Origin of the sequence: Bacillus sp. MSP13 (assembly GCF_000815295.1) — a bacterium.
Lineage (GTDB): Bacteria > Bacillota > Bacilli > Bacillales > Bacillaceae > Bacillus > Bacillus vallismortis.
In genome coordinates this window covers 370,689-396,639 of sequence record NZ_JXAQ01000004.1, presented here as the reverse complement: position 1 = coordinate 396,639, position 25,951 = coordinate 370,689, and the positions used below count along the sequence as shown (strand labels likewise).

The 25,951-nt window shown below is 39.4% G+C and carries 29 protein-coding genes and 6 pseudogenes; 25 read left to right on the top strand and 10 right to left on the bottom strand.

What is annotated here, in order from left to right:
* Nucleotides 1-25 precede the first annotated feature (25 nt).
* Nucleotides 26-703: a lysozyme family protein gene (locus tag SC79_RS05270; RefSeq protein ID WP_039074164.1), complete on the bottom strand. Its 678-nt coding sequence runs from the start codon at nt 701-703 to the stop codon at nt 26-28.
* 192 nt (nt 704-895) lie between these two features.
* Here SC79_RS05270 and czrA point away from each other — a divergent pair, with 192 nt between their 5' ends.
* Entirely contained in the window at nt 896-1,219 is a 324-nt protein-coding gene (czrA, locus tag SC79_RS05265) for a Zn(II)-responsive metalloregulatory transcriptional repressor CzrA (RefSeq protein ID WP_039074163.1), read from the top strand.
* Between the two features lie 26 nt (nt 1,220-1,245).
* On the opposite strand, the gene csk22 is transcribed toward czrA, so the two are convergent.
* Nucleotides 1,246-1,791, bottom strand: coding sequence for a mother cell-specific sporulation protein Csk22 (csk22, locus tag SC79_RS05260; RefSeq protein ID WP_039074162.1), 546 nt, complete (start codon nt 1,789-1,791; stop codon nt 1,246-1,248).
* A gap of 197 nt (nt 1,792-1,988) precedes the next feature.
* On the opposite strand from csk22, the gene SC79_RS05255 reads away from it, so the two are divergent.
* The 10 genes and pseudogenes from SC79_RS05255 (at nt 1,989) to xynA (ending at nt 8,859) form a co-directional block, all read left to right on the top strand.
* Complete coding sequence (locus tag SC79_RS05255; RefSeq protein ID WP_039074161.1) at nt 1,989-2,927, top strand: helix-turn-helix transcriptional regulator; 939 nt, start codon at nt 1,989-1,991, stop codon at nt 2,925-2,927.
* 53 nt (nt 2,928-2,980) lie between these two features.
* Nucleotides 2,981-3,463, top strand: a complete 483-nt coding sequence (locus tag SC79_RS05250) for a GyrI-like domain-containing protein (RefSeq protein WP_039074160.1) — start codon at nt 2,981-2,983, stop codon at nt 3,461-3,463.
* A 76-nt stretch (nt 3,464-3,539) separates the two neighbouring features.
* A complete protein-coding gene (locus SC79_RS05245) occupies nt 3,540-4,241 on the top strand; it encodes an MBL fold metallo-hydrolase (protein ID WP_039074159.1) in 702 nt (233 codons plus the stop codon).
* Between the two features lie 5 nt (nt 4,242-4,246).
* The gene (locus tag SC79_RS05240; RefSeq protein ID WP_039074158.1) at nt 4,247-4,819 is read left to right on the top strand and encodes a TetR/AcrR family transcriptional regulator; all 573 of its coding nucleotides are present in this window, start codon (nt 4,247-4,249) and stop codon (nt 4,817-4,819) included.
* Nucleotides 4,820-4,898: 79 nt separating this feature from the next.
* Nucleotides 4,899-5,514 (top strand): annotated as a pseudogene (locus SC79_RS05235) (GNAT family N-acetyltransferase).
* 14 nt (nt 5,515-5,528) lie between these two features.
* Nucleotides 5,529-6,250 (top strand): annotated as a pseudogene (locus tag SC79_RS05230) (helix-turn-helix domain-containing protein).
* A gap of 64 nt (nt 6,251-6,314) precedes the next feature.
* Nucleotides 6,315-6,647, top strand: coding sequence for a chaperone CsaA (gene csaA, locus SC79_RS05225; RefSeq protein WP_039074278.1), 333 nt, complete (start codon nt 6,315-6,317; stop codon nt 6,645-6,647).
* Between the two features lie 482 nt (nt 6,648-7,129).
* Nucleotides 7,130-7,384 carry a SunI/YnzG family protein gene (locus tag SC79_RS05220; protein WP_039074157.1) on the top strand — a complete coding sequence of 85 codons (255 nt, stop codon included), beginning with the start codon at nt 7,130-7,132 and terminating at the stop codon, nt 7,382-7,384.
* 10 nt (nt 7,385-7,394) lie between these two features.
* Nucleotides 7,395-7,784: pseudogene (locus SC79_RS05215) on the top strand (DUF6998 domain-containing protein); the annotation flags it as partial.
* Between the two features lie 433 nt (nt 7,785-8,217).
* Nucleotides 8,218-8,859: an endo-1,4-beta-xylanase XynA gene (gene xynA / locus SC79_RS05210; RefSeq protein WP_039074156.1), complete on the top strand. Its 642-nt coding sequence runs from the start codon at nt 8,218-8,220 to the stop codon at nt 8,857-8,859.
* Between the two features lie 446 nt (nt 8,860-9,305).
* Here the strand turns inward: xynA and SC79_RS05205 are convergent, their stop codons facing one another.
* Nucleotides 9,306-10,742, bottom strand: a complete 1,437-nt coding sequence (locus tag SC79_RS05205; RefSeq protein WP_156122658.1) for a flavin monoamine oxidase family protein — start codon at nt 10,740-10,742, stop codon at nt 9,306-9,308.
* 244 nt (nt 10,743-10,986) lie between these two features.
* On the bottom strand, nt 10,987-11,457 hold the full coding sequence (locus SC79_RS05200; RefSeq protein ID WP_039074155.1) for an NUDIX domain-containing protein: 471 nt from the start codon (nt 11,455-11,457) through the stop codon (nt 10,987-10,989).
* Nucleotides 11,458-11,711: 254 nt separating this feature from the next.
* On the opposite strand from SC79_RS05200, the gene SC79_RS05195 reads away from it, so the two are divergent.
* From SC79_RS05195 to SC79_RS21650, 8 genes and pseudogenes are all read left to right on the top strand, one after another.
* Entirely contained in the window at nt 11,712-12,995 is a 1,284-nt protein-coding gene (locus SC79_RS05195) for an NAD(P)H-dependent oxidoreductase (RefSeq protein WP_039074154.1), read from the top strand.
* Between the two features lie 95 nt (nt 12,996-13,090).
* Nucleotides 13,091-13,519, top strand: coding sequence for a transcriptional regulator GutM (locus SC79_RS05190; RefSeq protein WP_039074153.1), 429 nt, complete (start codon nt 13,091-13,093; stop codon nt 13,517-13,519).
* A gap of 21 nt (nt 13,520-13,540) precedes the next feature.
* Complete coding sequence (gene srlA, locus SC79_RS05185) at nt 13,541-14,068, top strand: PTS glucitol/sorbitol transporter subunit IIC (protein WP_039074152.1); 528 nt, start codon at nt 13,541-13,543, stop codon at nt 14,066-14,068.
* Nucleotides 14,069-14,106: 38 nt separating this feature from the next.
* Nucleotides 14,107-14,484: pseudogene (locus SC79_RS21120) on the top strand (PTS glucitol/sorbitol transporter subunit IIB); the annotation flags it as partial.
* A 54-nt stretch (nt 14,485-14,538) separates the two neighbouring features.
* Entirely contained in the window at nt 14,539-15,549 is a 1,011-nt protein-coding gene (gene srlE, locus SC79_RS05180; protein WP_039074276.1) for a PTS glucitol/sorbitol transporter subunit IIB, read from the top strand.
* 34 nt (nt 15,550-15,583) lie between these two features.
* On the top strand, nt 15,584-15,940 hold the full coding sequence (locus SC79_RS05175; RefSeq protein WP_039074151.1) for a PTS glucitol/sorbitol transporter subunit IIA: 357 nt from the start codon (nt 15,584-15,586) through the stop codon (nt 15,938-15,940).
* 22 nt (nt 15,941-15,962) lie between these two features.
* Complete coding sequence (locus SC79_RS05170) at nt 15,963-16,901, top strand: sugar-binding transcriptional regulator (RefSeq protein WP_039074150.1); 939 nt, start codon at nt 15,963-15,965, stop codon at nt 16,899-16,901.
* 156 nt (nt 16,902-17,057) lie between these two features.
* Nucleotides 17,058-17,257: pseudogene (locus tag SC79_RS21650) on the top strand (UV damage repair protein UvrX); the annotation flags it as partial.
* 642 nt (nt 17,258-17,899) lie between these two features.
* Here SC79_RS21650 and SC79_RS05160 read toward each other — a convergent pair.
* Nucleotides 17,900-18,667, bottom strand: coding sequence for a class I SAM-dependent methyltransferase (locus tag SC79_RS05160; RefSeq protein WP_039074149.1), 768 nt, complete (start codon nt 18,665-18,667; stop codon nt 17,900-17,902).
* Nucleotides 18,668-18,873: 206 nt separating this feature from the next.
* Entirely contained in the window at nt 18,874-19,797 is a 924-nt protein-coding gene (gene bla, locus SC79_RS05155; protein ID WP_082022566.1) for a class A beta-lactamase, read from the bottom strand.
* A gap of 340 nt (nt 19,798-20,137) precedes the next feature.
* On the opposite strand from bla, the gene SC79_RS05150 reads away from it, so the two are divergent.
* From SC79_RS05150 to SC79_RS21600, 4 genes and pseudogenes are all read left to right on the top strand, one after another.
* On the top strand, nt 20,138-20,767 hold the full coding sequence (locus SC79_RS05150; RefSeq protein WP_039074147.1) for a type 1 glutamine amidotransferase family protein: 630 nt from the start codon (nt 20,138-20,140) through the stop codon (nt 20,765-20,767).
* A 193-nt stretch (nt 20,768-20,960) separates the two neighbouring features.
* Nucleotides 20,961-21,851, top strand: a complete 891-nt coding sequence (locus tag SC79_RS05140) for a CPBP family intramembrane glutamic endopeptidase (RefSeq protein WP_039074145.1) — start codon at nt 20,961-20,963, stop codon at nt 21,849-21,851.
* A gap of 53 nt (nt 21,852-21,904) precedes the next feature.
* Nucleotides 21,905-22,084 carry a hypothetical protein gene (locus tag SC79_RS05135; protein WP_039074144.1) on the top strand — a complete coding sequence of 60 codons (180 nt, stop codon included), beginning with the start codon at nt 21,905-21,907 and terminating at the stop codon, nt 22,082-22,084.
* Nucleotides 22,085-22,582: 498 nt separating this feature from the next.
* Nucleotides 22,583-22,773: pseudogene (locus tag SC79_RS21600) on the top strand (UPF0715 family protein); the annotation flags it as partial.
* Nucleotides 22,774-22,806: 33 nt separating this feature from the next.
* Here the strand turns inward: SC79_RS21600 and SC79_RS21260 are convergent.
* Entirely contained in the window at nt 22,807-23,037 is a 231-nt protein-coding gene (locus tag SC79_RS21260; RefSeq protein WP_039074143.1) for a membrane protein, read from the bottom strand.
* A gap of 366 nt (nt 23,038-23,403) precedes the next feature.
* On the opposite strand from SC79_RS21260, the gene SC79_RS21595 reads away from it, so the two are divergent.
* Together SC79_RS21595 and SC79_RS05120 are read left to right on the top strand one after the other, a co-directional pair.
* On the top strand, nt 23,404-23,583 hold the full coding sequence (locus SC79_RS21595) for a permease (protein WP_306807610.1): 180 nt from the start codon (nt 23,404-23,406) through the stop codon (nt 23,581-23,583).
* Nucleotides 23,584-23,991: 408 nt separating this feature from the next.
* Nucleotides 23,992-24,156: a hypothetical protein gene (locus SC79_RS05120; protein WP_039074141.1), complete on the top strand. Its 165-nt coding sequence runs from the start codon at nt 23,992-23,994 to the stop codon at nt 24,154-24,156.
* 46 nt (nt 24,157-24,202) lie between these two features.
* On the opposite strand, the gene SC79_RS05115 is transcribed toward SC79_RS05120, so the two are convergent.
* The 3 genes from SC79_RS05115 to SC79_RS05105 all read right to left on the bottom strand — a co-directional run bounded on the left by SC79_RS05115 (nt 24,203) and on the right by SC79_RS05105 (nt 25,847).
* Nucleotides 24,203-25,006, bottom strand: coding sequence for a DUF817 domain-containing protein (locus tag SC79_RS05115; RefSeq protein ID WP_039074140.1), 804 nt, complete (start codon nt 25,004-25,006; stop codon nt 24,203-24,205).
* A 132-nt stretch (nt 25,007-25,138) separates the two neighbouring features.
* Nucleotides 25,139-25,354: a helix-turn-helix domain-containing protein gene (locus tag SC79_RS05110; RefSeq protein ID WP_039074139.1), complete on the bottom strand. Its 216-nt coding sequence runs from the start codon at nt 25,352-25,354 to the stop codon at nt 25,139-25,141.
* A gap of 10 nt (nt 25,355-25,364) precedes the next feature.
* A complete protein-coding gene (locus tag SC79_RS05105; protein WP_039074138.1) occupies nt 25,365-25,847 on the bottom strand; it encodes a DUF2975 domain-containing protein in 483 nt (160 codons plus the stop codon).
* Nucleotides 25,848-25,951: the final 104 nt, after the last annotated feature.

Sequence of the window (25,951 nt, the reverse complement as noted above, 5' to 3'; positions counted from 1 at the left end):
GCTTTTGCGGCAAATGGATAGACTCCTATTTATGGGCCTTTGATTCCATGGTTTCAAGTGTTGCAACCTGTAAAGATTCTTCAACAGTTTTTGTTTTTTCTTTTACTTTTTCTGCATACGTATAATCACCGTAGCAATACGGATAGCGAAAATTATTCACATTTCCCCCGCAAGTATACAGATCGGGATTTCTTTTGACTTGCTGCTCGGAGTATTGTTTTGCCAATTCCTCAGTATGCGTTCCTCCATGTTCAGCTACAAAATCAATGTAACCTGCCCCCATGTTGTAGCTTTGAATAATGGTATCCAAATCCACACCTTTTTCCTTACCGGTCTTGTACATGAGGGTAAATTGCTTGATCCCTTGTTTAACACTGAGTTGAGGGTCTGTGATCTCATTGCGTTTTAACCCCAGAGATTCAGAGGACTGCATAGGATCATTGCCTTTTCCTTTTGACTCCTGATACATCATGCCAAGTATGAGTGATGTATAATTAGTGAGTCCTTGATTTTCAAGCTCGTCTTCCACCAGCGGTTTATAATCAGTTAAACGTTCCAAAACAATCATTTTCGTGTCAATTGGAAGTTTCTTGATTAAATCCCGGTTGAAAAAAAGCAAGACGAATAAAAAAGAGGCGGTGACAAAGACAAAAATCATCATAAAACCCGCAGCAGCGAAACAGCCTTTTCTCTTTTTCTTCACTGTGTTTCACCCTCAATGTTTGGAGCAGTATGACCTCTTTATTATGACACAGTACGATATATCAGACCAAGTAAAAACCTGATTTGAAACATAAATTTAACCTATGAGATTGAATTGGAACACAGGCGGGCTGGTTTGCACCCAAGCACATTTGTTATAAAATAAAACTATGAATAAAGAAAGGTGATACAGATGACTGAATTTAGAGAAATGGAGCGGACAGCTGCTGATCTGGACGAGGAAACCTTGTTTCTTGTCGCGCAAACGTTCAAAGCGCTTTCTGATCCGACCAGAATCAGGATTCTCCATTTATTATCCCAAGGTGAACATGCTGTAAACGGAATTGCAGAAAAACTGAATTTATTGCAATCCACGGTTTCCCACCAACTCAGATTCTTAAAAAATCTCCGGCTTGTCAAATCGCGCAGAGAAGGAACATCCATTTATTACTCTCCGGAGGATGAACACGTTTTAGATGTTCTTCAGCAAATGATCCATCATACCCAACATGATTAAAAAAGACATCCTTGCGTTTATCGCTGTTAGCGGGCAAGGATGTCTTTTGCTTTATGCTGTCCGTTCTGATCGAGTTCGTTTCTGCTGAGCTTGATGACGAAAGAAGAAAAACCGATATAATAAACAGCTATTAGAAAAAAGACGCCAATTGTCAGAGGATCCGTTCCGATTGACTGACTGTACGATCCAAGGCTGTTTAAATCAGGTGAAGTATGATACAGCTCTGTCACTCGATACAGAAATCTTGAAAGGAATAAGGTTAAAAGAATCATTTCTACCCAAATATGAGTGCGAAAATAAATTTTTCCTCTGCGTTTTTCAAAGGAGATGTTTCTTTTGGCGAAAAAGACAAGGAGCCAGCCGCCAAGAGTGCCGAAAATGAGATATCCATATAAAGACGGATGAATGATGCTGAAGATTGAAAGACCGAAAGCAAACAGTGAGAAAAGAATCATACGGGTGAACAGCCAGCGAGGCCTTAGCGGCTGATATCCGATGGACCTTTTAATTTTTTTATACAGAAAAAAGATAATAATCATGGCAGGATAAATGCTTTGAAGTGTAAGATGCATGATGTGAAATCCCCTCCGTTGAGAAGTGTATGCTTATCCGGTTCAAAATAGTAATACTTGACACAAAAAAGAAGGGGAGACCCCTGTATACATACCATATGCGGGATTTCGTTGGGCCGCATAATAGATATGCCCAAGCTTTATGAAAATGTTATGATTGATTTTGTTGGAAAACAATAGAAGAAAAGGTGCGCAAAATGAAATTGGAACGTTTGTTAGCAATGGTTGTGTTATTAATCAGTAAAAAACAAGTACAGGCCGCTGAACTTGCTGAGATGTTTGAAGTATCTGTAAGAACAATTTACCGTGATATTGAGACGATCAATAGAGCTGGTATCCCAATTGTGACCTCACAGGGCTCCGGAGGCGGAATTGGCATTATGGAGTCGTATCGGCTTGAGAGAGAGTGGCTGAAAGAGGAGGAGTTATTTGCGATTGCTTCTGCTTTGCAGAGTGTCTCGTCTATGTATGAACCCGCCTCTCACAGTACAGCTTATCAAAAAATCAAGCATCTTATACCGGAGAAGTCTGCTGAAGCATTTCAGCACCAAACTGAAAAATGGTTTATTGACATGACGGCTTGGGGCCAAACTGAGGATCAAAAGGCGCTTCGTGAGAATATCAGCGCCGCCATTGATCAATTGTCAACCATATCATTTACATATACAAACGCAAGCGGGGAAACACTTCATCGTCAAACGGAACCTTACACGTTGGTTTGCAAGGCGGGACACTGGTATTTATACGCCTATTGCCTGATTAGAAACGATTTTCGCTTTTTTAAATTGAATCGGATGAATGATCTGACCATTTTATATCAATCATTCACCAGAAAAGACATTCAGCTGGATACCTTGCCATGGGATAAGAATTGGTACCAAAAGGACCGCTTAACTGAACTGGTCATTCTTGTTCAGCCGGCAGCACGCCAGCGCATACGGGAATGGTTCGGAAATGAAGTTCTTCATTATGATAAAGGTGAAATTTGCCGGGCAGTCATTTCTCTTCCAGACGATCAATGGCTGATCGGGTTTTTGCTGCAGTTCGGAAAGGATATTGAGGTTCTGAAGCCTCTCCATATACGGGATAAAGTAAAAGATACCATTCATCAAATGCAAAAAGTTTATGAAACCTGACACACTGCTGTCAGGTTTCTTTTTTTATAATCTAGGTAAAAAGGAGGGATCGTATGAGTTTTTCACATATGACACACTTAGAACAGAAACAGTTTGCCGGGCTTTCACAACGGACCAGCAACGCTTTGGAAATAACGGAAGAAAGGCGGATTCCGGCACTGTGGGATCAATTCTGGCAGCTCGATATGAGCGCTCTATTCTCGCAGGCTGAGAAAGACCAAAACATTATCGCCTTATATTCCAATTACGAACAGGAGACGAATGGGCTCTACACATTTTCAGTCGGTACGTTTCAGAAGGAAAGTAGCACTCTTTCGGAACCCTATGAAACCATTGATTTGCCAGCTTCCGATTATGCCGTTTTCACTTCCAGAATCGGTCCTATTGAAGAAGTTGTGCTTGAAACGTGGAAGGACATTTGGTCTTGGGATAAGCGTCATCTCCGCACATTTACAGGTGACTTTGAAATGTACGATCAAAGTGCTGCAGTACCTCAGCAGGCGCAAGTTAATATTTATGTAGCCATAAAAAAATAATAACTCTTGATAAACTAATGGTGTTAGTTAATAATAAAAACTAGTGCCATTAGTTTTTATTAGGAGGAATGAAAAAATGAGAGTTACTCAGTATCAAACGGTTTGGCAGCTGACTTTTTTGCCGGCATTATTTCCGGTCAATTGCTATTTAGTAGAGGAAGAAAACGAAGTCACCCTTATTGATGCCGCACTTCCGGGCAGTTATAAAGGAATCATTCAAGCTGTAAATCAGCTGGGAAAGCCCCTTCAGCATATTTTACTGACCCATGCACATGGGGATCATGTCGGCTCACTGGATGCATTGACAGAAGCATTTCCCCATGCAAAGGTGATGATCTCAGAACGGGATTCTTTCCTGCTGCAAGGTGACACATCCTTGCGTCAAGATGAAGCACAGACACCCATTAAAGGAGCTATGGCGAAACCCATACAAACAAAGCCTCACCATCTGCTGACAGGCGGTGAAACAATCGGTTCTCTGCTTGCAATCCTGACACCGGGCCATACACCGGGCAGCATGTCATTTCTTGATACAAGAAACGGCACAATCATAGCTGGTGATGCGTTTCAATTGCGCGGAGGAATTGCTGTATCAGGCCAGGTAAAATGGACGTTTCCTTTTCCCGCCTTCGGCACATGGAATAAGGAGGAAGCCATTAAAAGCGCACAATTGCTCGCCGACAAGGCGCCTTCGTGTCTCGCGGTTGGACATGGACATTTCCTGAGATCACCCGCAGATCAGATGAGACAGGCGATCACAAAAGCAAAGAAAGGATGACGAGAATGTCACCGAGAATAGGGTTGAGCCAAAAAATGATTGTAGACGCCGCCGCAGAGATTGCCGATCAGGAAGGCTTGAGTGGTGTCACGCTTGCCGCTCTGTCTAAAAAAATGAATGTGCGCCCTCCGTCGCTGTATAATCATATTAACGGACTGCAAGCGATCAGAACAGAGCTTGCTGTCAGCGGGCTGACAAGGCTCTATGAACAAATGGCAGTCTCCGTAATCGAACAAAAGGGAGATGTCGCTATGCTTTCTTTAGCTCATGCATATGTTGATTTTGCAGTTGAAAATCCCGGATATTATGAGGCGTCTTTGCTTAAGGTTCAGGACGAAAGGGCGGAAATCGTCTCAGAAGAAATTGTCCGGCTTGTGTCAAAGCTGCTCATTGAAAACGGCTATGCTAGTGATAAGACTGCCATTCACGCGACAAGGGGATTCAGAAGCCTATTGCATGGATTTACGGCTTTAATCGCAAAAAAAGCATTTGAACGTGAAGAGGATATTTCAGACAGTCTGTCATACTCAATCCGCACGTTTTTGTCGGGTTTAATAAAAAATAAAAATATTATGTAAAAAAACTAAAAAGATGTCCTATATTTCTGAATATTGATATAATATTACGGTAGTATACGTAGGGGAGAGACATCAGGCATTGTATAACATTCACAAAATGGAACGGTTAGCGGCAGCTTCATGGCCCTCATATATTTAGAAAAGCATGGGAAAATGGCTTCTCAGAGCAGATTTTGCCGTAACCAAAAGGGCGAACAGCGTGTGGACATCAGCGGAAATGCCTGAAGAAGATTTTCGGCAAGAAGACGAGTATTTTTATAAAAACTTAGGCTTGCCCGTATGTTTTCATATTAGCAATACATCTCCGAAAGGACTAGATGCTGTATTGTAAGGCAGCGGTTATGAAAAGGCGGACGAGTGCTTTAAATGACAGCATTATGCCGGGATATTATGAACCATACTGAAGAAAACAGCTGATTTGCATACAAGTGGGAGCATGAGCCGTTGACTGTTTGGATTGATGAAATTACGATTGGAAGGATTTTCGCCGGAGCGGCATCGAGGCTATACAAACATTTTCAAGTGCATGCCGCCGTGTAAAACCTGTTAATCAGGGTATTGACTGAATGGGCAATCAACAACGGTGCAGAACGCAAGTTTTTACAAGTGACAAAAGAAAATCTGGCGGCAGTTTCTTTATATGAAAAATCGGATTTTTACCTATCTCGGAACACCATTACTGGTTCAAAAAGTGACCAAAGGAAGGGGCTTGCTGATGGACTCGCTTCAAGAGATCATTTGCGAAAAACGAACATACACACGCCTATATCATTCACACAAGCACGCATACAGCCAATTTCTTTTTCCGCTTGAAGGAAGTATTGATCTTGAGACAGAGGGGCGCGAGGTGAAATTAAAGCCGGATCATTTTTTATATATTCCGCCTGAGTGCGAGCATCGTTTCCGTTCAATCGGCAGAAATGAGTGTCTTGTACTGGATGTTCCGTTTGATGCGATGAAAATTGATGAGTATGCGGGATCGGGAATTGAAGCTGCACTTGATCCTTTCTGGTCTTCCATCAGGTATTTACTGACGGAGGAAGCAAAAGCGGGCACCGCAAACTCGCTGCATATGCTTGTTCAGTACATAAAAGCAAAACTGCAATCCCACACCTACGCCTCAATTGCCTACATTCACAGCCATTTATTCGAGCGGCTGACGATTAAAAAGCTGGCAGACATCGAGCATTATCACCCAGCCTACTATTCAAGCTGGTTCAGAAGCAGACGGGGAAGTCGCCGCAGAACTATATCGCTGATCTTCGTCTTGAGGAAGCGAAACGAATGCTGATGGAGAAAAAGGAAACCCTTACTGTCGTCAGCGAGGTGCTGGGATTTCAAAATCTCTCTTCATTTACAAGATGGTTTACACAAAGGACAGGCATGCCGCCCCGTCTATATCAAAACATCTTATATTCGGATAAAAAATGATCGTTTTTTGGTTAAACAAACATTGGAGATCTCTTTTATAATGGGAGAAAAAGGGGTTATGGATATGGCAGTCATTGAAGATTTTGAGAAATTGGATATCAGAACAGGCACGATTGTAAAAGCTGAGGCATTTTCAGAAGCAAGAGTCCCGGCGATTAAGCTTGTGATTGATTTTGGAGCAGAAATCGGCATGAAACAGTCCAGTGCGCAAATCACAAAGCGCTACCAGCCAGAAGACCTGATCAACAAGCAAATCATAGCAGTCGTCAACTTTCCGCCGCGCCGGATTGCCGGATTTAAATCGGAAGTACTGGTTCTTGGCGGCATACCCGGGCAGGGCGACGTTGTCCTGCTGGAGCCGGGGCAGCCAGTCCCAAACGGCACAAAAATCGGATAACACAAAAAAGACGTTTGCCTTAGGCAAACGTCTTTGCGTATTGAGGCGATGCACCACACGCCACATTCGTGTGCGCCGCAAGGGCATGTGCATCGGCTTACACAATTCAGCTCATCGCTATATGAATATAGCATGGCGGGTGCAGAAATGCAAGAGTTACTTTGTCATTTTGATGATCCGTATCTTATTTTTCTATATTTACTGTCATGTAGATGTACATATTAGGATTGGAGTATTGAGTAATAGCGAGTTGGGTTTTTGTGATAGGATGTTCTAAACCCAGTCACGCTCAATGCAGCTTTTGAGACTTGTTGAATTTCTTTATCTGTATCTGTGCGCACTTTTTCAGCATCAACGATAGGCACAAAGTGAGTGCGGTTATTATAAATTTAATTTTTCCTTAATATCATTGCATTTCTTTTTAAGACTTTCTAGCGTATGTTAAAATTTTACTGAATTCAAAGTCAAAAGGGGAATGTTTTATGCTGGGAATCAACGTTGAAAAATCAAATGAAAACTTAATGATCAATTGGCAGCTAACCAAAATTGAAATTCCAATCAAAGAAATTAACGATGTATTCCTTGACCCAAACTATGGGGGAGAGGAGAAAAGCGCAGTCAGGATTGGATTTCCTTATGGCTCAACGGATAGGGTAGTAATTAAAACAACAAATAATACTTACATTTTGTTCACCACTAATGCGGCTTCAATTATGAGTAAAATTGTTTCTTACTGACCAATTGTGATATGAAATGAATATATTAAACTGTAAGCCTACAGAATTGAGGCATTTAATTGGCAGGATTGGTGAATTCATATGTGCACTTCTAACCAATGGCACTCTGGCTCGTCAAACGAATCAGCACGGATTTGATGTTGTGAGTAATGGCAGACGGATTAGTGTAAAAACAACAGCTCAATTAAGTGGTTTTATTCCCATAAATCAAAATACAATTAATGATTTTGATGATTTTTTTGTAGTTCAATACGTAAATGATGATTTTAACATTATTTATTTTGGGCCAAAGGAAGAAGTGAAAACAATCAGTAAAGTTTACGGAGGTAAATATGAAGTTAGTATTGGACAACTAAAGAAACTTAATAGAGAGTATCAATTCAATAAAACAATTGTTTGAAAGCAACCATCCCCTCACAATAAATAAGGGGATGTTTCTTTACTATTCACATGCTTGATCTTTGCACTCTTGACTTGATCTAATTTTAGCAGCCTCATCAGAATAAGACAGAAGTAAAAAGAACATCGGTGTATTCATCATTAATTACTTATCGCCAACTGTTAATTAATTTCATGAAGGCAGTCACTTTCTTGAGTACGATTCCTTCTAAGTTCTTTTCTTGGGCCAGATTGAAGCAAGTGGAACAAGACCACCTATCAGCAATTTAGTCCTTTGTAATTAAATTACAAATACTCATCATATTCACTCGTGAATTCATGGTATTATATTGAAGGGAACGATCAAAAGCTTTCGGGTTAGTAAGTAAGAATGGTTTAAACATGTACGAGTGCCACCTCATGCAAAATCAGAAAAAATATAAAGGAGGTAACATATGTTTAAGCTTAAAAAGAATTTCTTAGTTGGATTAACGGCAGCTTTCATGAGTATTAGTTTGTTTTCGTCAACCGCCTCTGCAGCTAGCACAGACTACTGGCAAAATTGGACGGATGGGGGCGGAATAGTAAACGCTGTCAATGGGTCTGGCGGAAATTACAGTGTGAATTGGTCTAATACCGGGAATTTCGTTGTTGGTAAAGGTTGGACTACAGGTTCTCCATTTAGGACAATAAATTATAACGCTGGCGTTTGGGCGCCGAAAGGCAATGGATATTTGACTTTATATGGTTGGACGCGATCACCTCTCATAGAATATTATGTAGTGGATTCATGGGGTACTTACAGACCTACTGGAACGTATAAAGGTACGGTGTACAGTGATGGGGGTGTATATGACATATATACAACTACACGTTATAATGCTCCTTCCATTGATGGCGATAACACTACTTTTACCCAGTACTGGAGTGTTCGCCAGTCGAAGAGACCTACTGGAAGCAACGCTACTATCACTTTCAGCAATCATGTTAACGCATGGAAGAGTCACGGAATGAATCTGGGTAGTAATTGGTCTTACCAAGTCTTAGCGACAGAGGGCTATCAAAGTAGTGGAAGTTCTAACGTAACAGTGTGGTAACAGATCATTTTTAATCAGGGATAGCTAACGGGCTGCTGATCGTTCCTTGAGAATTTTTGTAATTTGTTATTGTGAGTTACTAAGAAGCGACGGTCTTTTCGTTGGAATTCCAATATATGCCTCGAATTTGGTAAATGATTATTAAACAAACATTAGGTACATATAGTCACGCACTTCCAACAATGCAAGTAGAAGCAGCAGATAAGATGGATTTATTGTTGAAAGCGTGACTTCACCTGCGACATGACCAAATAAAAAAAGCAGTGAACTGCGCTGTGTGTATGGCTTTATAGTACCTCTTTTGACACGCCACATTCGTGTGCGACGCAAAGGGCATATACATCGACTTACTCAATTCAGCTCATCGCTATATGAAGTAGCATGGCGGGTGAAGGAATGGAAGGATTTCTTTGTTATAGACAACAAGATTTAGCACAGAGCAAGATCTAAGATAAACGATTGACCTCATAAGCTGCACGGATTCCGGATTCAATCGCACCTTGCATCCACGCATGAGTGAATGAAGCATGTTCTCCAGCGAAATGAACTCTTCCCTCAGGGACAGGGATATAGGGATACAGTTCTAATTCTTGTCCTGGTTCCATCGCTGTAAAGGCTCCCGCAGAATAAGGATTTTGACTCCAGCTAAAAGAGGCGCCCGACACAAACTCAGCCCATACAATATCGCCATATATTTCAGATAAATTCAGTAACGAATACTGAATACGCTCTCCTTCTGAAAGACTGTCCCACATTAGTGCCTCGTCTGCCCACGTATAACTCGCCAGAACAACAGCATGTCCATTTTCCCCAATACCAGTGCTTGGATAATACGAAAAACGAATCGGAAGATCAGTAATCGATTTGCCGCCGCGCTGACCTGCTTTTTCCCAAAATCGGCGTTTAAACTCTAAGCCGATCTTTGTTGCGTTCATATAGTTCAGTTCACGGATAGCCCTTCGTTTATAGTAGGAAAATGAATGGTATGGTTCCACTTTCACAAATCGCAATGTTGAAAAAGGAATGGTGATAATAGCGAGATCAGCTGTGAACGTTACATGTTCTGCTGTTTGTTGATGCTGACAATGGATCGTAACACTAGTCGCATTTTGAGACACTTTCATCATTTTTTGATGGTATAGAATATTTGTTTTTAGTTGAGGAAGAAACGCGGAAGGAAGCCGATCCATGCCGCCTGTTATTTCATAGAAGTGAGTGGGCGAAGTAAAAAGGATGGATTCCCGTAACACCTCAACAAGGGACATCCCCATATACGCTTCCATATCCAGTAGGACACCCATCATATCGATCGCGCCATATGAAAAATAAGTGCCTAAAAACGAGCTTAACGAGTCATTTTTGTATTGTTTTTCAACAATCAGCCAATTTCTCGCAGGATTTTGATAAATGAAATGCAGAATAGGCTGTAATACAGAAAGCAACAGCTCTTCAGCGGTTTTTCCTTGTTCGTTTCGTGCAACGGGGTATCTTAAGATCTGAGGATGTCGTTCAAAAAGATGGAGACGTGTTTTGATCCCATTTGTGTAAATGATGTCCATTAGGCTTTTGTTGATAAAAACATTTGTCGGCAGCCTGAATTTTTTTATATATTCTAAGGTTAACATATGGATATTCGGAATGCGCATCGGACCAACATTAAAGTACAAACCATCAGTAAAGGGAGATCTCAACGTGCAGACACGGCCGCCTACTCTGCCGCTCGCTTCAAGAATCGTTACTCTGTGTCCGGCATTTTTCAGCAAAGATGCTGATACAAGTCCGGCCAATCCGGCTCCCACAACAATAATATGCTTCGGATGATGTGATGCGTTAAGTCCGTTTCTAATGATCTTCACCATGTCATCATTTGTTAGAGAAGTCACTTTTTGAAAGCACCTCTTTTATGAATATATGACATTATATTCAGTGAAAAGGGCGCTTATCACGTTCTGTTTACAACTTTTGTGATAGGAATGCCAAACGGACATGTATTCTCGTTTAAAAACAATATGTTGTGCTGTGAATATATTGAAAAATATCTTAGGTGAACAAAGCAACCCTTAAGGAAATGTAAAACTTCGAAGTCCTTCTTACCTATCAACAAGATTTTCTCCTTTTTGGCTTGAGCTATCGTATAAAGGCTTTACTGTATCCACGGAGAGCATCCTGAATTCTTATACTCTGGGTAATATGAATATTCAAATTACCTAGCTCGCTTATCGAAATAAATTCTACTTTTTTAGATTCATTACTGGTTGCTAATTTCCCGCCTGTCTTTTGACATAAAAAGCAAAGGGAAAACTGTTGGCGAACTTCTCCATCTTGATATGCGATAACATGATTGGGATCACTGTATACCCCAACCAGATGTTTTACCGCTATATCTAAGCCAGTTTCCTCCTTAACCTCTCTTTTTATGGCATCTTCCACTGTTTCTCCCGGTTCCACATTGCCCCCGGGTAAAGACCATTTTCCGTTATCAACACGTTCTTGAAGTAAAATGTTTCTTTCCTTATGAAGAACGACAGCTGAGACAGCAGGAACAATCTTTATTGGTTTTGGTGCGTCATCATTGTAATAATAATCGGTTCTAGTCATTTTGTTACATACGACCTTTCTTATCCTCTTCATTTTTTAACATTTTTTATTGACAGCCTTTTCATAACATTCTACAATAAACCCATAACAATTAACAAATGTTAAATGTCGTAACAAATGTTACAAAAATTATTTATTTGATTTGGTGTGTGACTAATGTTAATTGTTCATATAAGGCATACTGCTGTTTTATATGTGAATGTAAGCGTTTAATGAATTAAATTTTATGAATTTTCACAAAGGGGATGTGCTATATGTCAATTTATCAACAACTTTTAGAAAGAGAACGTGCAAACGAACCGATTAAAGTAGGAGTCGTCGGTGCTGGACAAATGGGATTTGGCATGATCGGTCAAATCTCTCATATTCCTGGTATGAGCGTAACTGGAATCAGTGATATAAATATTGAGGCAGCAGAAAGAGCTGCAAATTACTATAATTCACAAGCATCCAGAAAAGAATCCATTATGGTAACTAATGATTTTCGTGAAGTGATTCAATCTGCCAATGTAGAAGTTATCGTTGATGCAACAGGAGTCCCAGAAGTAGGAGCCAACATTTCACTAGAAGCCTTAAGATCTAAAAAGCATCTTGTCTTATTGAATGTAGAAGTGGATATTACGATCGGCTCAGTGATGCATCAAATGTTTAGTAATGCTGGTCTAGTTTACAGTGGTTCTGCTGGGGATGAGCCGGCAGCAATACTTGAATTATTTGAATTTGCCAAAACGATGGGGATGGAAGTTCTAGTTGCTGGCAAAGGGAAAAATAATAAATTAAATGTCACAGCAAACCCTGGCACTGCACAAGAAGAAGCAAATAAGAAGAAAATGGCTTCTCATATGCTTGCCGCTTTCCAGGATGGTACTAAGACAATGGCTGAAATGAATTTATTGTCTAATGCTATTGGATTTGTACCAGATGTAGTTGGGATGCATGGAATTACTGGAGATCTAGATTCAGTTATTAAAGATTTAGACCTTAAAGAAAATGGCGGGGTATTAAATCATTTTGGGGTAGTTGATTATGTAGACGGGCTTGCACCTGGAGTATTCGTAATTGTAAAAGGGCAAAATGATGCTGTAGCGCATGAGTTGGATTACTTATTGAAAAAAGGTGAAAGAGACCATCACATTTTATATCGGCCATATCATTTAGCTAGTTTAGAAACGCCTATTACTATTGCCAAAGCTGTTTTACAAAATGAAGGATCTATTCAACCACTAGGCGCTCCAATTTCTGATACGGTTGCCGTTGCAAAACGTGATATGAAAGCCGGAGAAGCACTAGATGGTATTGGAGGTTACTCTGTACGCGGGGTTCTTGAAACTCATCAAGATTTGAAGCGAAATAATCATATTCCAATTGGTTTAATCAGTGGAAATGTTGTGGCGAAAAAAGATATTCGTCAAGGCCAATTCTTAACAACTGATGATGTAGAACTAGATCCTACAACAACAGTTTGGAAATTAAGATCGCTTCAAGATAGTTTGTTCCCGACAGTGACGGCTGATAGTAAAATTGTAACTACTTTGTAAGTTCATAGGCGTGCAACAAAACTCTTTCTAAAAAAGAGTTTTGTCCGCGCCCTTTTTCTTCATCAGATATGACTTAAAAAGGGGCATGACTTCCTATGAAATTTGTTTTCATTCTCTGCTTTTTGCTAGTCGTTCAATATGTATTTACCTTCATACAAGTTCGTTATTATAGAAAGAGTATGAGTACGATTGTAAGTGCTTACAGAGAGAAAAAAGGATACTATTTATTTTCTGGTACGGAAAGAAGAAAGTTTCGTCCTGGAGCTATTGTTATAATTGTCGTTGACCGTAACTATATCATTCAGGAATGTTATGTAATCAATGGTTTTTCAATCTTATCTAAGTTTAAAGAAATCAGTAAATATAAGGGCCAACATATAGGAACTGTATTAGATGCTTTACAAGAATACAAAACAAATCAAAAAGGAAATGATAGACGATTACCAGCTCTTCATACAGCCCTTTCCAAGGTTGCTGAAAATGCTTTATTATCAATCTCTGCAAAAAAAATCTCTATGCTTTAATGGAAAGGAGTGTTGATTTCTATGGAATGGATTCAGTGGTTCGGCGAACACTTTATAGGAATGTTTGATGCTGGTGGTAAACAGTTTATGGATTTAATGACTGGAATCGTTCCTACTTTAGTTGTACTGCTCACATTTACCTATGCAATGATTAAGTTCATAGGAGAAGAAAGAGTCAATAAGGTCATTCAGTTCGCAGCAAAGTATACGTTATTAAGATATACATTAATGCCTATCCTATCAATCTTATTATTAACAAACCCAATGGCTTATACCTTTGGAAGGTTTTTACCAGAAAAACAAAAACCAGCGTTTTTCGATTCACTAGTTACTTTCTTTCATCCTGTTACAGCTTTATTCCCCTACGCAAATGCAGGAGAGCTTTTCGTCTACTTAGGAATTGCGAATGGTATAAAAGAGGCTGGTTACCCTATGTCTGATCTCGCCGTTCGCTATTTCCTAATAGGAATTGTCATCATGCTTTTACGCGGGGTTATTACTGAACTTATCACAAAATATCTATCTAAAAGAATGGAAGCGAATTCTTAATTGAAGCAGAAGTCACCATGACTCGAGGAGGAACGATCATGAATAAACAGCGTGCAATCTTTGTGGATAAAGGTTCAGGTGGCTGGGGAACAGGTCTAAGAATTGAACCTAAAGGAAAAAAGACGAAGGTTGTTTCTATTACAGGCGGAGGGATTCACCCAGTCGCAAGAAAGATCGCTCAAGTATCGGGAACAGAGGCTGTAGACGGCTTTAAACATTCAGTTCCTGAAGATGAAATGCTGTGTGTTGTTATTGATTGCGGAGGTACGGCAAGAATTGGACTTTATCCGATGAAACGGATTCCCACAGTGGATGTCCTTCCTTCTTCACCTTCAGGCCCACTGGCTAAACATATTAAAGAAGATATCTTTGTTTCTGGTGTGACAGAGAAAGAAATCAGGTTAGCTGAACCTGAAGAAACAGCGGAAGCTAGTCAAATCAACACAAGTGATAAAGAAAATCCTAATAAGATGAATAAGGAACGTGCAATCTTTGTGGATAAAGGCTCAGGTGGCTGGGGAACAGGTCTAAGAATTGAACCTAAAGGAAAAAAGACGAAGGTTGTTTCTATTACGGGTGGAGGGATTCACCCTGTCGCAAGAAAAATCGCTCAGGTATCGGGAACAGAGGCTGTAGACGGCTTTAAACATTCAGTTTCTGAAGATGAAATGATGTGTGTTGTTATTGATTGTGGGGGAACAGCAAGAATTGGACTTTATCCAATGAAACGGATTCCCACAGTGGATGTCCTTCCTTCTTCACCTTCAGGCCCACTGGCTAAACATATTAAAGAAGATATCTTTGTTTCTGGTGTGACAGAGAAAGAAATCAGATTGGCTGACGAGCAAGCAGAAATTCCATCAGAATCAGAAGATCCATCAGAAACCAGCCAACTTAATATAAATGACAAGGAAAATTTGAACGAAGAAATGAAGAAAGATGAGCGAGAAGATAGAGATAACTTCTTGATGAGATTTTCGAAAGGAATCGGAAAAGTAACAGGAACCTTTTATCAAGCTGGTCGAGATTCAATAGACATGCTTATCAAAAATATCATTCCATTTATGGCTTTTGTGAGTATGCTCATTGGAATTATTAACTACACAGGTATTGGCGATGCAATGGCTCACATCCTGTCACCTTTGGCTGGTTCTTTGTGGGGATTAATCATTTTGGCATTTGTTTGCACCTTACCATTCCTTTCGCCGGTGCTTGGACCGGGTTCCGTTATAGCCCAAATTATAGGGGTCTTAATTGGAACTGAAATAGCTAAAGGAAACATTCCGCCTCAATTTGCCTTGCCGGCTTTATTTGCAATTAATGCCCAAGTGGGAGCGGACTTTATACCAGTTGGTTTGTCACTTGGCGAGGCGAAAGCAGAAACGGTACAATATGGTGTACCAGCAGTTTTATATAGTCGTCTTATCACTGGGGTTCTTGCTGTTATCATTGCATATGTCGCAAGTATTGGGATGTTTTAATAAATGTATAATGATGATAAATGGAGGTATGGGTATGTATAAGTCAATTGTAAAAGAAATCGGGGAATTAGCTTTATCATTTGAGGAAGAAAAGATAATGATTTTATTTGGGCCTCAAACACCAGAGGGGTTAAGAGACGTGGCTGTCATTCATGAGGTTGAAGAAGATCAATCAGAAAACCCAATTAAAGAAGGGCATACTCTAAAAGTAGATGATCAAGAATTCAGTATTACTGCTGTAGGATCCGCAGCCAATAACAATTTAAAGGAACTTGGCCATATTTCTATCTACTTCAACGAGCCTAACGGAGACGTTCTTCCTGGTGCTGTGTTTGTCAGCCCGTACGTGCTTCCGAAAGTTAAAAATGGCAGTATCATTGAATTTAAATAATAAAGAAAAAGGAGTTACGAATGTGAATTTACCTGAAGATAATAGATTGTTTGTTAAAATAGCTCATATGTACTACGAGGAAGGACGTAATCAATCGCAGATTGCAGAGGAAATAGGTGTAAGTCGTTCTCTAATTTCAAAATATCTTGCAAAAGCAAGAGATTTGGGAATTGTTGAAATTATTATTCATGATGACTTGATTCATCCTTATAGAAAACTCGAAGGAAAAGTGGAACGTCTATATGGATTGCGTGAAGTCGTATGCATTCCCAATCTGGGAGGCGAATCCTCGAAAAGCAGGTTGGGATCTGCAGCTTGTAAATACTTGTTGCGAGTGATGAGAGACGGGCAAACGATAGGGGTCTCCGCAGGAACCACTTTGTATGAAGTAGCAAAGGCGATGACCTCTAGCCAGCCCTATCCTTCCGTTACATTTGTTCCTTTAGTTGGGGGAATGGGAAACGAACGAGTAGATATACATGCCAATCATATAGTAGCTAAGCTCGCAGAAAGTCTACAAGCTCACTATAAGCTTCTTCATGCACCCGTAATGGTAGATTCTAAAGAAGCAAAAGACATATTTATGAGACAAACTTCGATACAAGACATTTTTAATCAATCTGCCAAATCTCATATAGCGATTGTAGGAATCGGGGGAACTCCTGAACATTCGACTATGGTGAAGTCTTATCTAGGTCAGGAACATCAGGAGTATTTTGATCATACAGATGTCGTCGGAGACATTTGTTATAATTTCATCGATGAAAATGGCCGATCATCTCTTAGTTCATGGAATGAAAGAGTGATTGCGTTGGAATTAGATCAATTAAGGGAGATTCCACTTGTTATTGGAGTGGCTTGCGGATTAGAAAAAGTGCAAGCAATAAAAGCAGCATTGGAAGGCAAGTTAGTCCATGTATTGGTGACAGACGAACAGACAGCACAGGCCTTATTGGATTAATGAAAAATAAAGGGATGAGATACTTTTTAAGATCGTCCCTTTATTTTTAGAAACTAGAAAGAGGAAATAATATATTATTTTGCTCTACGACCGAAGACTCTTAGTCTTTCCACAAATATCTCCATTACTTAGAGATGATGCTTCATGCTCTCTTTAGGTAAGACTGTTCGAAGTAACTCAGTCACGTTATCAACGATTGAGAATATTGGTAATCAGCATTATTTCAGGTGGATAATGAAAAGAGAAGAATCGTGATGGATGAAAGCAAATACGGATCAAAAGCAATTCTTAAAGCAGTTTTATACACACCGGCAGGAACTGTGTTTTATAGAGCAGAACTGACAAGAGGACCCTAATCATAAGATGATAAATCTTGAAGGTTCATTTACGACTTAATGGGGAAACAAAACTGCTGCCTTACACTTATCGTTCTGCTGGAAAAAGGAAACATCATTTTTTATACCATTAGAGTAGACCAATTGCTTAATTTTCATAACTGTTGGAAACGGTTTTTCCGTCTGCGATAATAAAGTAAGAGGTGAAAGCAATGAATGGGATAGAATTTTTTGAGTCCGTGTCACAACTGGGACAATTAATTTTATTGTTCTCCGGCTACGCCCTTTATTGGAGATTAGGTACAACAAAAAGAGAACGAAAGCTTACAAAATATGAAACTTTTCTTAGGTTCTTTGTCATGTTCGGCATATTTGCATGGGCGCTTTCGTTTCTTGCTTTGCATTTGTGGTAACGAACTTTCTACACGTATTTAAAAACGTGTTTTTCATTAGATCCCAACGAGCTGCGCTGAGAACATCTATGTATTAACTAAGAAGCTTCCGCTAGGTATTACTGAATGCCTTCTGATTTAATCTGTCCTTTAGGGGAGAAGGGAGGAATACCTCCTTAAATCGCTAGCAAACAATTTGAGCGCTTTCCGGTTGGATGACTTATATGATTCTAGTATCCATTACGTTTGAATAATAAAAAAGCGTCCCTGTTTATACAGAAACGCACATGAGAAGAAATGATAAATGGGCTGCAATCATGAATCTTTTAGCATTTGTGCAAATTCCTTTTTCAGTTTGATTGGTTTCAATGAAGTTGTTCAAAATATGAAGGTCGCTCCGTTCCTGACCAAAATCAGGGATGATAGGCGTATGTTGGAGCAGGAAAATTAGGTCTTCGGGTCTTTGATAATATTCAATAGCGTCATAATCATGTACTTGGATATCTGAAAATCCAGCATCTTTTAGTTCTTGGATATATCGCTCTTTTAATGTCCCATCTTTTTCTGCAAATGACTGCCCTCGACCGAATGCTTTTTTTACATTCAGTTTGTCACCTTCACTAACTTGTTGTGTTAAAAACGTCCCGCCCTTTTTCAATACTTTAGCAACTTCTTTAGGGTTGAATGGGGCATGTTGATTTGACACCAAATCAAAGAATTCAGCAGGAAATTGTAAATTTTCAGAGGACATTTGGAGAAATCGAACGTTTGAGAGACCCGAATGGTTAAGGTTGGATTTTGCCGTTTCCACCATCCCGCGAGAAAGGTCTATTCCAATTAAGAGACATAATGAAGATGCAATTTTTAATGCGCTTTCCCCTCCGCCAGTACCTATATCCAAAAGTATATCTGAGTGATTACATCTTGCTTGTACTTCTTCGTAAAAATTCCACTTAACCCCTTCAGATTCACACTTTAATTCACTGAAATTCCAGCCGTTTACTTTTCCAACCTTATCATAAAAATCAATTTCATTCATTTTTCCTCTCCGCCTTTCGAACAATTTGCTTTTTTTCAGCTGTTAGCTTACCTAACTAAGTAATGACGATGTTTACTGAAATCAGGGATAAACGCTAAAAAATGAAATACACCGTTCATGAAAAAGAAGAACGGGTCTGGTATTAAAAAAATGAGAAAGTTATAAGGTGGATCAATCATGTGTTTCACTGACAATCTTGATTTATATCATGATTTAAGATCGGTAAGAACGACTTTTGCAGCCTCAGCGATAAGAGCATTATCATAATGAGCATCTTCCGTAAACCGATTTGATAGGATTGCCACAACAATAGGAGCTCTATGAGGCGGCCAAACGATAGCAATGTCATTTCGTGTTCCGTAACTTCCGGCTCCAGACTTATCGCCGACTAGCCATCCTATAGGAGCACCCGCCCGAATCAGTTCGTCACCAGTAGCGTTCCCCCGCATCCAGTCAGTTAAGATCGTGCGCTTGTCAGGCGTAAGGTTGTTGTCGACAGTGAAAGCTTTAAGGTCTGTTGCTAGTGCTTTGGCGGTGCTTGTGTCACGAATATCCCCAGGAATGGCAGAGTTTAGATCCGTCTCGAAACGATTTGCCTTGGTTACATGATCCCCAATCTGTTTCAGTGATTTTTCGAAACCTTTAGGGCCGCCAAGCTGTTGCAGCAATATGTTCCCAGCAGTATTGTCGCTGTAACGGATAGCAGCCTCAGCGATTTCCTTCAAGCTCATCCCTGTATCCACGTGTTTTTCTGTGATTGGAGAATACGTAACAAGATCGTCTTTGCTGTAGTGAATGACTTCATTAAGTTTTTCAATTGCGTTTTTCTTCAGGACAGCAGCTGCGGCTAGAACTTTATAGGTTGATGCGTATGCAAATCGTTCATTGGGCCGATAGGAAATCGTCTTGTTTGTACCTGTGTTAATTGCATAAACGCCCAGTTTCGCGTCAAATTTCTTCTCAAGTTGAACAAATTTTTCATTCGTTATACAGCTTGTCACTTTTATGTCTCCTATGGCTTTTACTTCAGCATGCGTTGATGCATCAAAGGGTTTGAAACCAGTAAGGCTCAAACAAAAAAGTCCAATACAGATTCCAAGTTTTAATGGCGCTTTATTTTTCAAATGAATCGACCTCCTCATTCAATTGATGATGTATTCACCTTCTATTCATACCACAAAAATAGGATCAAAATCGATATATTTCCAATAATAGTTTAAACAAAGACCTTTTCATTCATCTCATTTTTTGATTTTTTCATATATGAAGTGAATCGGGCAATGGGGGAAGGGAAGAACAAGAAAAAATAGATATACCCATTTTAAAGGTGATTATGGTAAATATCATTGATAGTAGCGCAAGTGGCATGAGATTTTTGTCATTGTTTTTATTTCCATCATATGGCATTATTTAAAAGGATGGCGTGAAGTCATCCTAATGGGCTATGCAATTGTGATGGGAGCGTAATCAATGCAAACAAAAAAAGTGTATCTTTATGTATTTCATACCATGTCAGACTGGGAATATGGCTATTTAATTGCTGAACTAAACTCAGGGAGATATTTTAAAAAAGATGTAGCACCTTTAAAAGTAGTTACAGTAGGAGCTCATAAAGAAGTAATAAAGACGATGGGAGGGCTAAGCATAAAACCAGATTTTACCCTTGATGAGTGTACGTTTGAGAGTGAGGATCTTGTGATTTTACCCGGAGGGAATACTTGGGGAGAAGATATTCATCAACCGATTTTGAAAAAAGTTGGCGAAGCTTTAAAGCTTGGCACGATTGTTGCTGCGATTTGCGGTGCAACCGAGGGCCTCGCGCAATATGGATACTTAGATTCCAGAAAGCACACAAGCAATGACTTAGCTTATTTGAAAATGGTCTGTCCTCACTATAAAGGAGAACCATTTTATGAGATGGGACCTGCAGTATCTAATGAGAATTTGGTAACCGCATCAGGAATTGCTCCCCTGGAATTTGCGATGGAAGTACTGAAAACATTAGATGTGTGTGCACCAGAAACATTACATTCATGGTATGAGTTAAACAAGACCCAAAAACCTGAATACTTCTTCGAGCTAATGAATACAATAAATTGATAGAATCAGTGCCATGCCCCAGAAATGCTGGGGCATTTTTTTATGATGAAAGAAAGCGATACAATGGAAGCAGGGTGATTCAAAAATTTGAAACAATAACAGCATTTGGAACGTATTGTAATAAGAAAGCTATGATCGACGCTTATTTAGCTTTCTTGTTTGACGCTGTACATGCTGTGAAAGGGGGATGAAAATGCAATTTCATCAAATTCAAAACGGAAAACAAACCAATCATCTTAAATGGCTGGGGGTTATTTTTTTCAGCTGGGGAACGTTCGTTTTTGCGTTGTTTTTTGCTACTTTTGTCGGTTCAATGGCACGCCAAGCAGGAGCTTCCAAGCTCTTGCAGCAAGGTATTCAGGCAGGCTTAGTGACGTTCATTACTGTCCCGCTGCTTTATATTCTTCTTAAGCGGACGTCCAGTAGACCATTCTGCTCTATCGGATTGTCTGGCTGGCGGCAAGCCATTCCGAAAGCCATTATGGGAGCACTGTATGTGATTTTTCTTTCTGGAACTGGGTTTACTATCGCCCATTTATTAGGCTTGATAACTATTACACAATTTCACTTCTCCGGACATTTGGTTACAGTATTGCTCTTAAATATGATCATCGCATTCTTTTATGAAGCTTTTCCAGAGGAATTAACATTTCGCGGGACGATGTACAATGCTCTAAACGGGCGATTTAACAGTTTTATAGCCTTACTTCTGCAGCCGATCCTATTTGTGCTTGCACCAATAGCTGTATGTGGTTTGCAGTATATAGCAGGAATCGAATCACCAGCTATCACATTAGGTTACATCGTTTTATTGTTATCTTTTGGTTTCATTCTTCAACTTCTGCGTATTGTAACAGGAAGCTTATGGACATCTATCGCCTTTCATCTGGCTTTTCTCGAAAATTCTCGTTTTTTCGTCGTGCAGGGGGATAAACGCTTTATCACCTATGAAGAAATCGTGCCGGGTACAGGAACGCTGTTTGTGATCTTTTTTATGTTGCTTTTTGTTGGTACTCTACTATTAATGCCAGCAGTAATAGCAAGGTGGAGACGTAAGAAGAAGAGAAACGGGCATGATGTTTAGCGACTGGTTTATACACAAATGGAAAGTGTCGAGGTAAATGGAAAGGAGCAAAGATGTCTATTTTAATAATTGTTGAAATCTTCTCAGTGTTAACTGTATTAGGTTTATTCGCATGGGTGTTCAAAAAACAAAAAAATGCGGATGAAGATGTATTTATTTATGCGAGGTACATGATATATCTTCTTGTAGCTGAAGTTGTCGGATATGTCATATTTCATATTAATGAAATATAAAACGATCATGAAAAAATAAAGAGGAGGATCGTCATAATTGTCGGAATCATCATTCTATCTATGAAATACATGCATCACTTGCCAATCATGTAGCTTCAAATGATTTTGATTAAAATCTGTCATATCTGCACATTGAACTGCATAAATTGCTAGTCTTTTAAAAAGGTCATAATCTATCGATCACTCAAAGTGAAAATGGTATACTGATGTGACAAGTATTGGAAGTCTCTTGCACGCTTCGAGAAATAAAATCAGGGGGATTACATTGAAACCAACCACGACTTATGCAGTCATATGGATATCGACTGCTTTGGCTGCTTCAGTAGGTATTATCGTTACCAAGAGCGCACTTCCGTTATGGGCGTTATTCATTCCTATGATAATACCGTTTCCAAAAGATAAAAACAAATAAAACCAGCACAATATAGCATTACGATGAGATTACCTGAGCGGAACATAACAACGTAACCCATGATTTGAAAATGCGGAGATGCTCACTTGAGCCTCTATCAAAAGAAGTTGAAAAATTATGTTCTTACTCTTGCGTTTTCGAGTATTTCATACGGTCTGAACTTTGGTCTGTATATGTTTGTTTATTCCGATTTTATGGGCAATCACGTTAGTCACTGTTGATATCATTGCTTTACGCTTTCATCACTTACTTGGTATTTGCTGTTCCTTTGGAATTGTGATGGGATTTCAGCGTAATTATAACAGTTAGGCTAGATCATGTATTTAACTGCGTTTACAACAAGTATAAAAGCCGCTGATCCGAACATGATATACGCGGACCTTGTTTGTTTCTTTAAAAGAGCCTCCACCCCCATTAAAACAAACAGAAGTGCAAGTAGCACTTGGAGAGATGTTAAAAGAAAAACACTTTGATTATATAATGAATACACGCACAATATTAAAGCTACACATGAAATGAACAACTTTGAAGCTTTCAGCAAAGAACCACTCCTTGCAAAGTTTTTATTAAAAGCTTAACACGTTATGCACTGTCCTTGGAGAGACTAAGGGAGTAAGATAAAAGAAGCATATTAACAAATGTAATGAAAAATGCTGTTTTTCATCCCGAATCGCCAGCGCTTACGCAAGAGTTTATCTTTTTCTTTCAGAACTTTTTAACAAGTACCAGTGAAGTAAGAGAAATTCAAATGTGGCCATGAAAGGGGAGAAAGGGTATAAAAAAACTAGTCGTGATTTCTAGCATTCTAGGAATCCTGTTATCAGCCATAGGACAATATTTTGGAATTTTAAACGATTTTTCCCTTTCAGGTGTTTCTCGGTTTATAGGGATTGTCGCAGGAATTCTTATGTTACTAAGTCTAAAGTCAAGAAGTATAGAAGTGCAGTCATTTATCGTTAATGGAAGTACGGCGTTAGGAATAATAGGTGCCGGAATTTTATATATTCCAGCTGCGCTTATCAATATCTTGATTGGCTTCAAGTTAAACGAGAAGGTAAAAGAAGAAAACACGAAGGAACAGCTCTGAATAAACTGTTTTTTGGATAGAGAATACATGCGACATCATCATATGAAGAGTGCTGTTGGACTTTGATTTTCCTTTTGATATGGACACCTATTGTGGATTTTATTCTCCCGTATGCGCGAGGGGTAAATAAAGACATCAAACTACATAACATGAAAAACAGTGATGTGAATTACCTTTCTCAAAAATAAATGAAGAAAAATGAGGAGGGGAAATGTATGGATTTACCTGCTTGGGCTTATATCATATTTACAATCATAGGAGTTGCTGGGTTCGTCAGTTTAATGTACTTTTCTTATTTTACTGACAAGACTGAAAAAGAATGATGAGCAAGCGGTTAAATCGACACAAAGGCATGAAGAGAGAATCAGTCAGTATTGCTTGACTTTACTTTGAAAGGGGTCGAGTAACATGGATCATAAAAAAGATGACATTCAAAGAAAATATAGGGATCAAATAAGGAAGCAGACAGAACGAGAAAAAGAAAATGGCAGTTCACATACTTTCGAAATTGTTGTTGTATCAGCCACCATTATTTTGATGTTTTTCTTTCAATCGGTTTATAAGGGTTTTTAACATCATACTAGAAAAAAAGCAACGATTCGAACGTTGCTTTTTGTTTTTATTCGGTCCTTTGCACGTTAGGAGAAAGGACGTCCTTTGGAGGAGTCAGTTCCTTAACTTGTTTTAGCGTCGCTACGATAAGAAAGCTAACAATCACTAACAAAAGCCATGAACTCACCTTTCCTAGGTGAACAAGACTCCATGCCTCGCTTTGGTTTGGATATGTCCAAGCCCCAAAAAAAGTTGCGATATTTTCCGCTATCCATATAAAAAATCCGATAAGCACAAAAGAGAGTGCAAGCGGCATACGGTAACGAGTTCCATTCACCTCGTATATCACCCATGTTTTCCAAAAGACAATGATGACAAGTCCAGATAACCACCAGCGAATGTCTATTGAGAAATGATGGGTAAAAAAATTCAAATAAATCGCAGCGGCAAGCGGGACAACTGCAAAAAACGGCGGCCACTTCACCAATGCAACCTTAAGCCTTCTCCACGCCTGACAGAGATAACTGGCTACACTTGCGTACATGAAGCCGCTATATAAAGGCACCCCGAATATTTTGGAATATCCTTCTTCTGGATAAGACCATGAGCCCATATGGACTTTGAAAAGTTCAAGAGCAAGACCAATAAGGTGGAACAAAGTGATCACTTTTAATTCATCTTTTGTTTCAAGCCCGGAACGCACCATCAGCCCCTGCATGAGAACACAGATAATAAGCAGCCAATCATACCTTGGCAAGAAGGGAAGCGGGATGATTTGTGTAACAGCCAAAGAGGCAAAAATGACGACAGGAAACAAACATGAAAGAGCCTGTTCCCAACCAAAACGAACGAGTTGTTTGAAGGCTCTCATGATGTGTGATTCCTTTTAAGGTTTTTCCTGGATTTCTGTAGGGTACGCTTAAAATAGCCGCTAAATGGACATAAGGTTGCTTCCATAGGATCACCACCACATCACTTTATTTTTTATGAAAAAGCGTTCTTTTTATGTGCCTTCCTCGCTTCGGTATTCCAAAATATCTCCGGGCTGGCATTCTAGAGCCTTACAAATTGCTTCTAAGGTTGATAATCGAATGGCCTTCGCTTTTCCGTTTTTCAAGATGGATAGATTAGCCATCGTGATGCCGACTCTCTCCGAAAGTTCTGTTACGCTCATTTTCCTTTTAGCAAGCATCACATCAATATTGATAATAATCGCCATGTTTATCACCTCAGACCGTTAAATCATTTTCTGATTTTATATCAATCGCTTCTTTTAACAGTTTTTGAAGAACAGCAGCAAAGACCGCGATCACCATTGAAGCAAAAATAATGACCAAGCCGATGACTATGATACCCGGGGCATCGTCTATCTCGGCGATCAGATAAAAAAATGGCATGCCTGCCGCAAACAAGAGACTGATAGTGACCGCACAGTATTTAATATTTTTTAGAGCTCTTACAGAAATGTTGGAGAAAGCTTTGTTTTGGTCAATATAGCTTAAAAGTTTGAACGCTTGATAAAGTGCAAAGTAAAAAGGTATCGCCGCTACATACAAAAAGACGAAAACAAGATATTTTATATAAGCCATATTTGGTAATAATTCTGCTGCATAATTGGCTATCTTAGGCACCACAAACATGCACAAAGCAAGAATTGGAATGCCAATAAGAATAACAGCAATCTTTAAAAATAGTGTTGAGACTCGATTCATAAAAATCACCTCACCGATTTGTTGTCATCCTGAATGTAACACGATATTTATCGTTTTACAATAAAAAAGTATTGAAATCAATTATCTTATTATCGTTATATGGA

Excerpts from the sequence above, each read along its gene's own strand:
- SC79_RS05250 (WP_039074160.1), top strand. The coding sequence starts at position 2,981 with ATGAGTTTTTCACATATGACACACTTAGAACAGAAACAGTTTGCCGGG.
- srlA (WP_039074152.1), top strand. The coding sequence starts at position 13,541 with ATGGAATGGATTCAGTGGTTCGGCGAACACTTTATAGGAATGTTTGAT.
- SC79_RS05115 (WP_039074140.1), bottom strand. The coding sequence starts at position 25,006 with ATGAGAGCCTTCAAACAACTCGTTCGTTTTGGTTGGGAACAGGCTCTT.
- srlE (WP_039074276.1), top strand. The coding sequence starts at position 14,539 with ATGAATAAGGAACGTGCAATCTTTGTGGATAAAGGCTCAGGTGGCTGG.
- SC79_RS05190 (WP_039074153.1), top strand. The coding sequence starts at position 13,091 with ATGAAATTTGTTTTCATTCTCTGCTTTTTGCTAGTCGTTCAATATGTA.
- SC79_RS05240 (WP_039074158.1), top strand. The coding sequence starts at position 4,247 with ATGTCACCGAGAATAGGGTTGAGCCAAAAAATGATTGTAGACGCCGCC.
- SC79_RS05120 (WP_039074141.1), top strand. The coding sequence starts at position 23,992 with ATGGATCATAAAAAAGATGACATTCAAAGAAAATATAGGGATCAAATA.
- SC79_RS05135 (WP_039074144.1), top strand. The coding sequence starts at position 21,905 with ATGTCTATTTTAATAATTGTTGAAATCTTCTCAGTGTTAACTGTATTA.
- SC79_RS05160 (WP_039074149.1), bottom strand. The coding sequence starts at position 18,667 with ATGAATGAAATTGATTTTTATGATAAGGTTGGAAAAGTAAACGGCTGG.
- SC79_RS05195 (WP_039074154.1), top strand. The coding sequence starts at position 11,712 with ATGTCAATTTATCAACAACTTTTAGAAAGAGAACGTGCAAACGAACCG.
- csaA (WP_039074278.1), top strand. The coding sequence starts at position 6,315 with ATGGCAGTCATTGAAGATTTTGAGAAATTGGATATCAGAACAGGCACG.
- SC79_RS21595 (WP_306807610.1), top strand. The coding sequence starts at position 23,404 with ATGTTACTAAGTCTAAAGTCAAGAAGTATAGAAGTGCAGTCATTTATC.
- SC79_RS05200 (WP_039074155.1), bottom strand. The coding sequence starts at position 11,457 with ATGACTAGAACCGATTATTATTACAATGATGACGCACCAAAACCAATA.
- czrA (WP_039074163.1), top strand. The coding sequence starts at position 896 with ATGACTGAATTTAGAGAAATGGAGCGGACAGCTGCTGATCTGGACGAG.
- SC79_RS05105 (WP_039074138.1), bottom strand. The coding sequence starts at position 25,847 with ATGAATCGAGTCTCAACACTATTTTTAAAGATTGCTGTTATTCTTATT.
- SC79_RS05255 (WP_039074161.1), top strand. The coding sequence starts at position 1,989 with ATGAAATTGGAACGTTTGTTAGCAATGGTTGTGTTATTAATCAGTAAA.
- SC79_RS05140 (WP_039074145.1), top strand. The coding sequence starts at position 20,961 with ATGCAATTTCATCAAATTCAAAACGGAAAACAAACCAATCATCTTAAA.
- SC79_RS05110 (WP_039074139.1), bottom strand. The coding sequence starts at position 25,354 with ATGGCGATTATTATCAATATTGATGTGATGCTTGCTAAAAGGAAAATG.
- SC79_RS05220 (WP_039074157.1), top strand. The coding sequence starts at position 7,130 with ATGCTGGGAATCAACGTTGAAAAATCAAATGAAAACTTAATGATCAAT.
- xynA (WP_039074156.1), top strand. The coding sequence starts at position 8,218 with ATGTTTAAGCTTAAAAAGAATTTCTTAGTTGGATTAACGGCAGCTTTC.
- SC79_RS05245 (WP_039074159.1), top strand. The coding sequence starts at position 3,540 with ATGAGAGTTACTCAGTATCAAACGGTTTGGCAGCTGACTTTTTTGCCG.
- SC79_RS05175 (WP_039074151.1), top strand. The coding sequence starts at position 15,584 with ATGTATAAGTCAATTGTAAAAGAAATCGGGGAATTAGCTTTATCATTT.
- SC79_RS05150 (WP_039074147.1), top strand. The coding sequence starts at position 20,138 with ATGCAAACAAAAAAAGTGTATCTTTATGTATTTCATACCATGTCAGAC.
- csk22 (WP_039074162.1), bottom strand. The coding sequence starts at position 1,791 with ATGCATCTTACACTTCAAAGCATTTATCCTGCCATGATTATTATCTTT.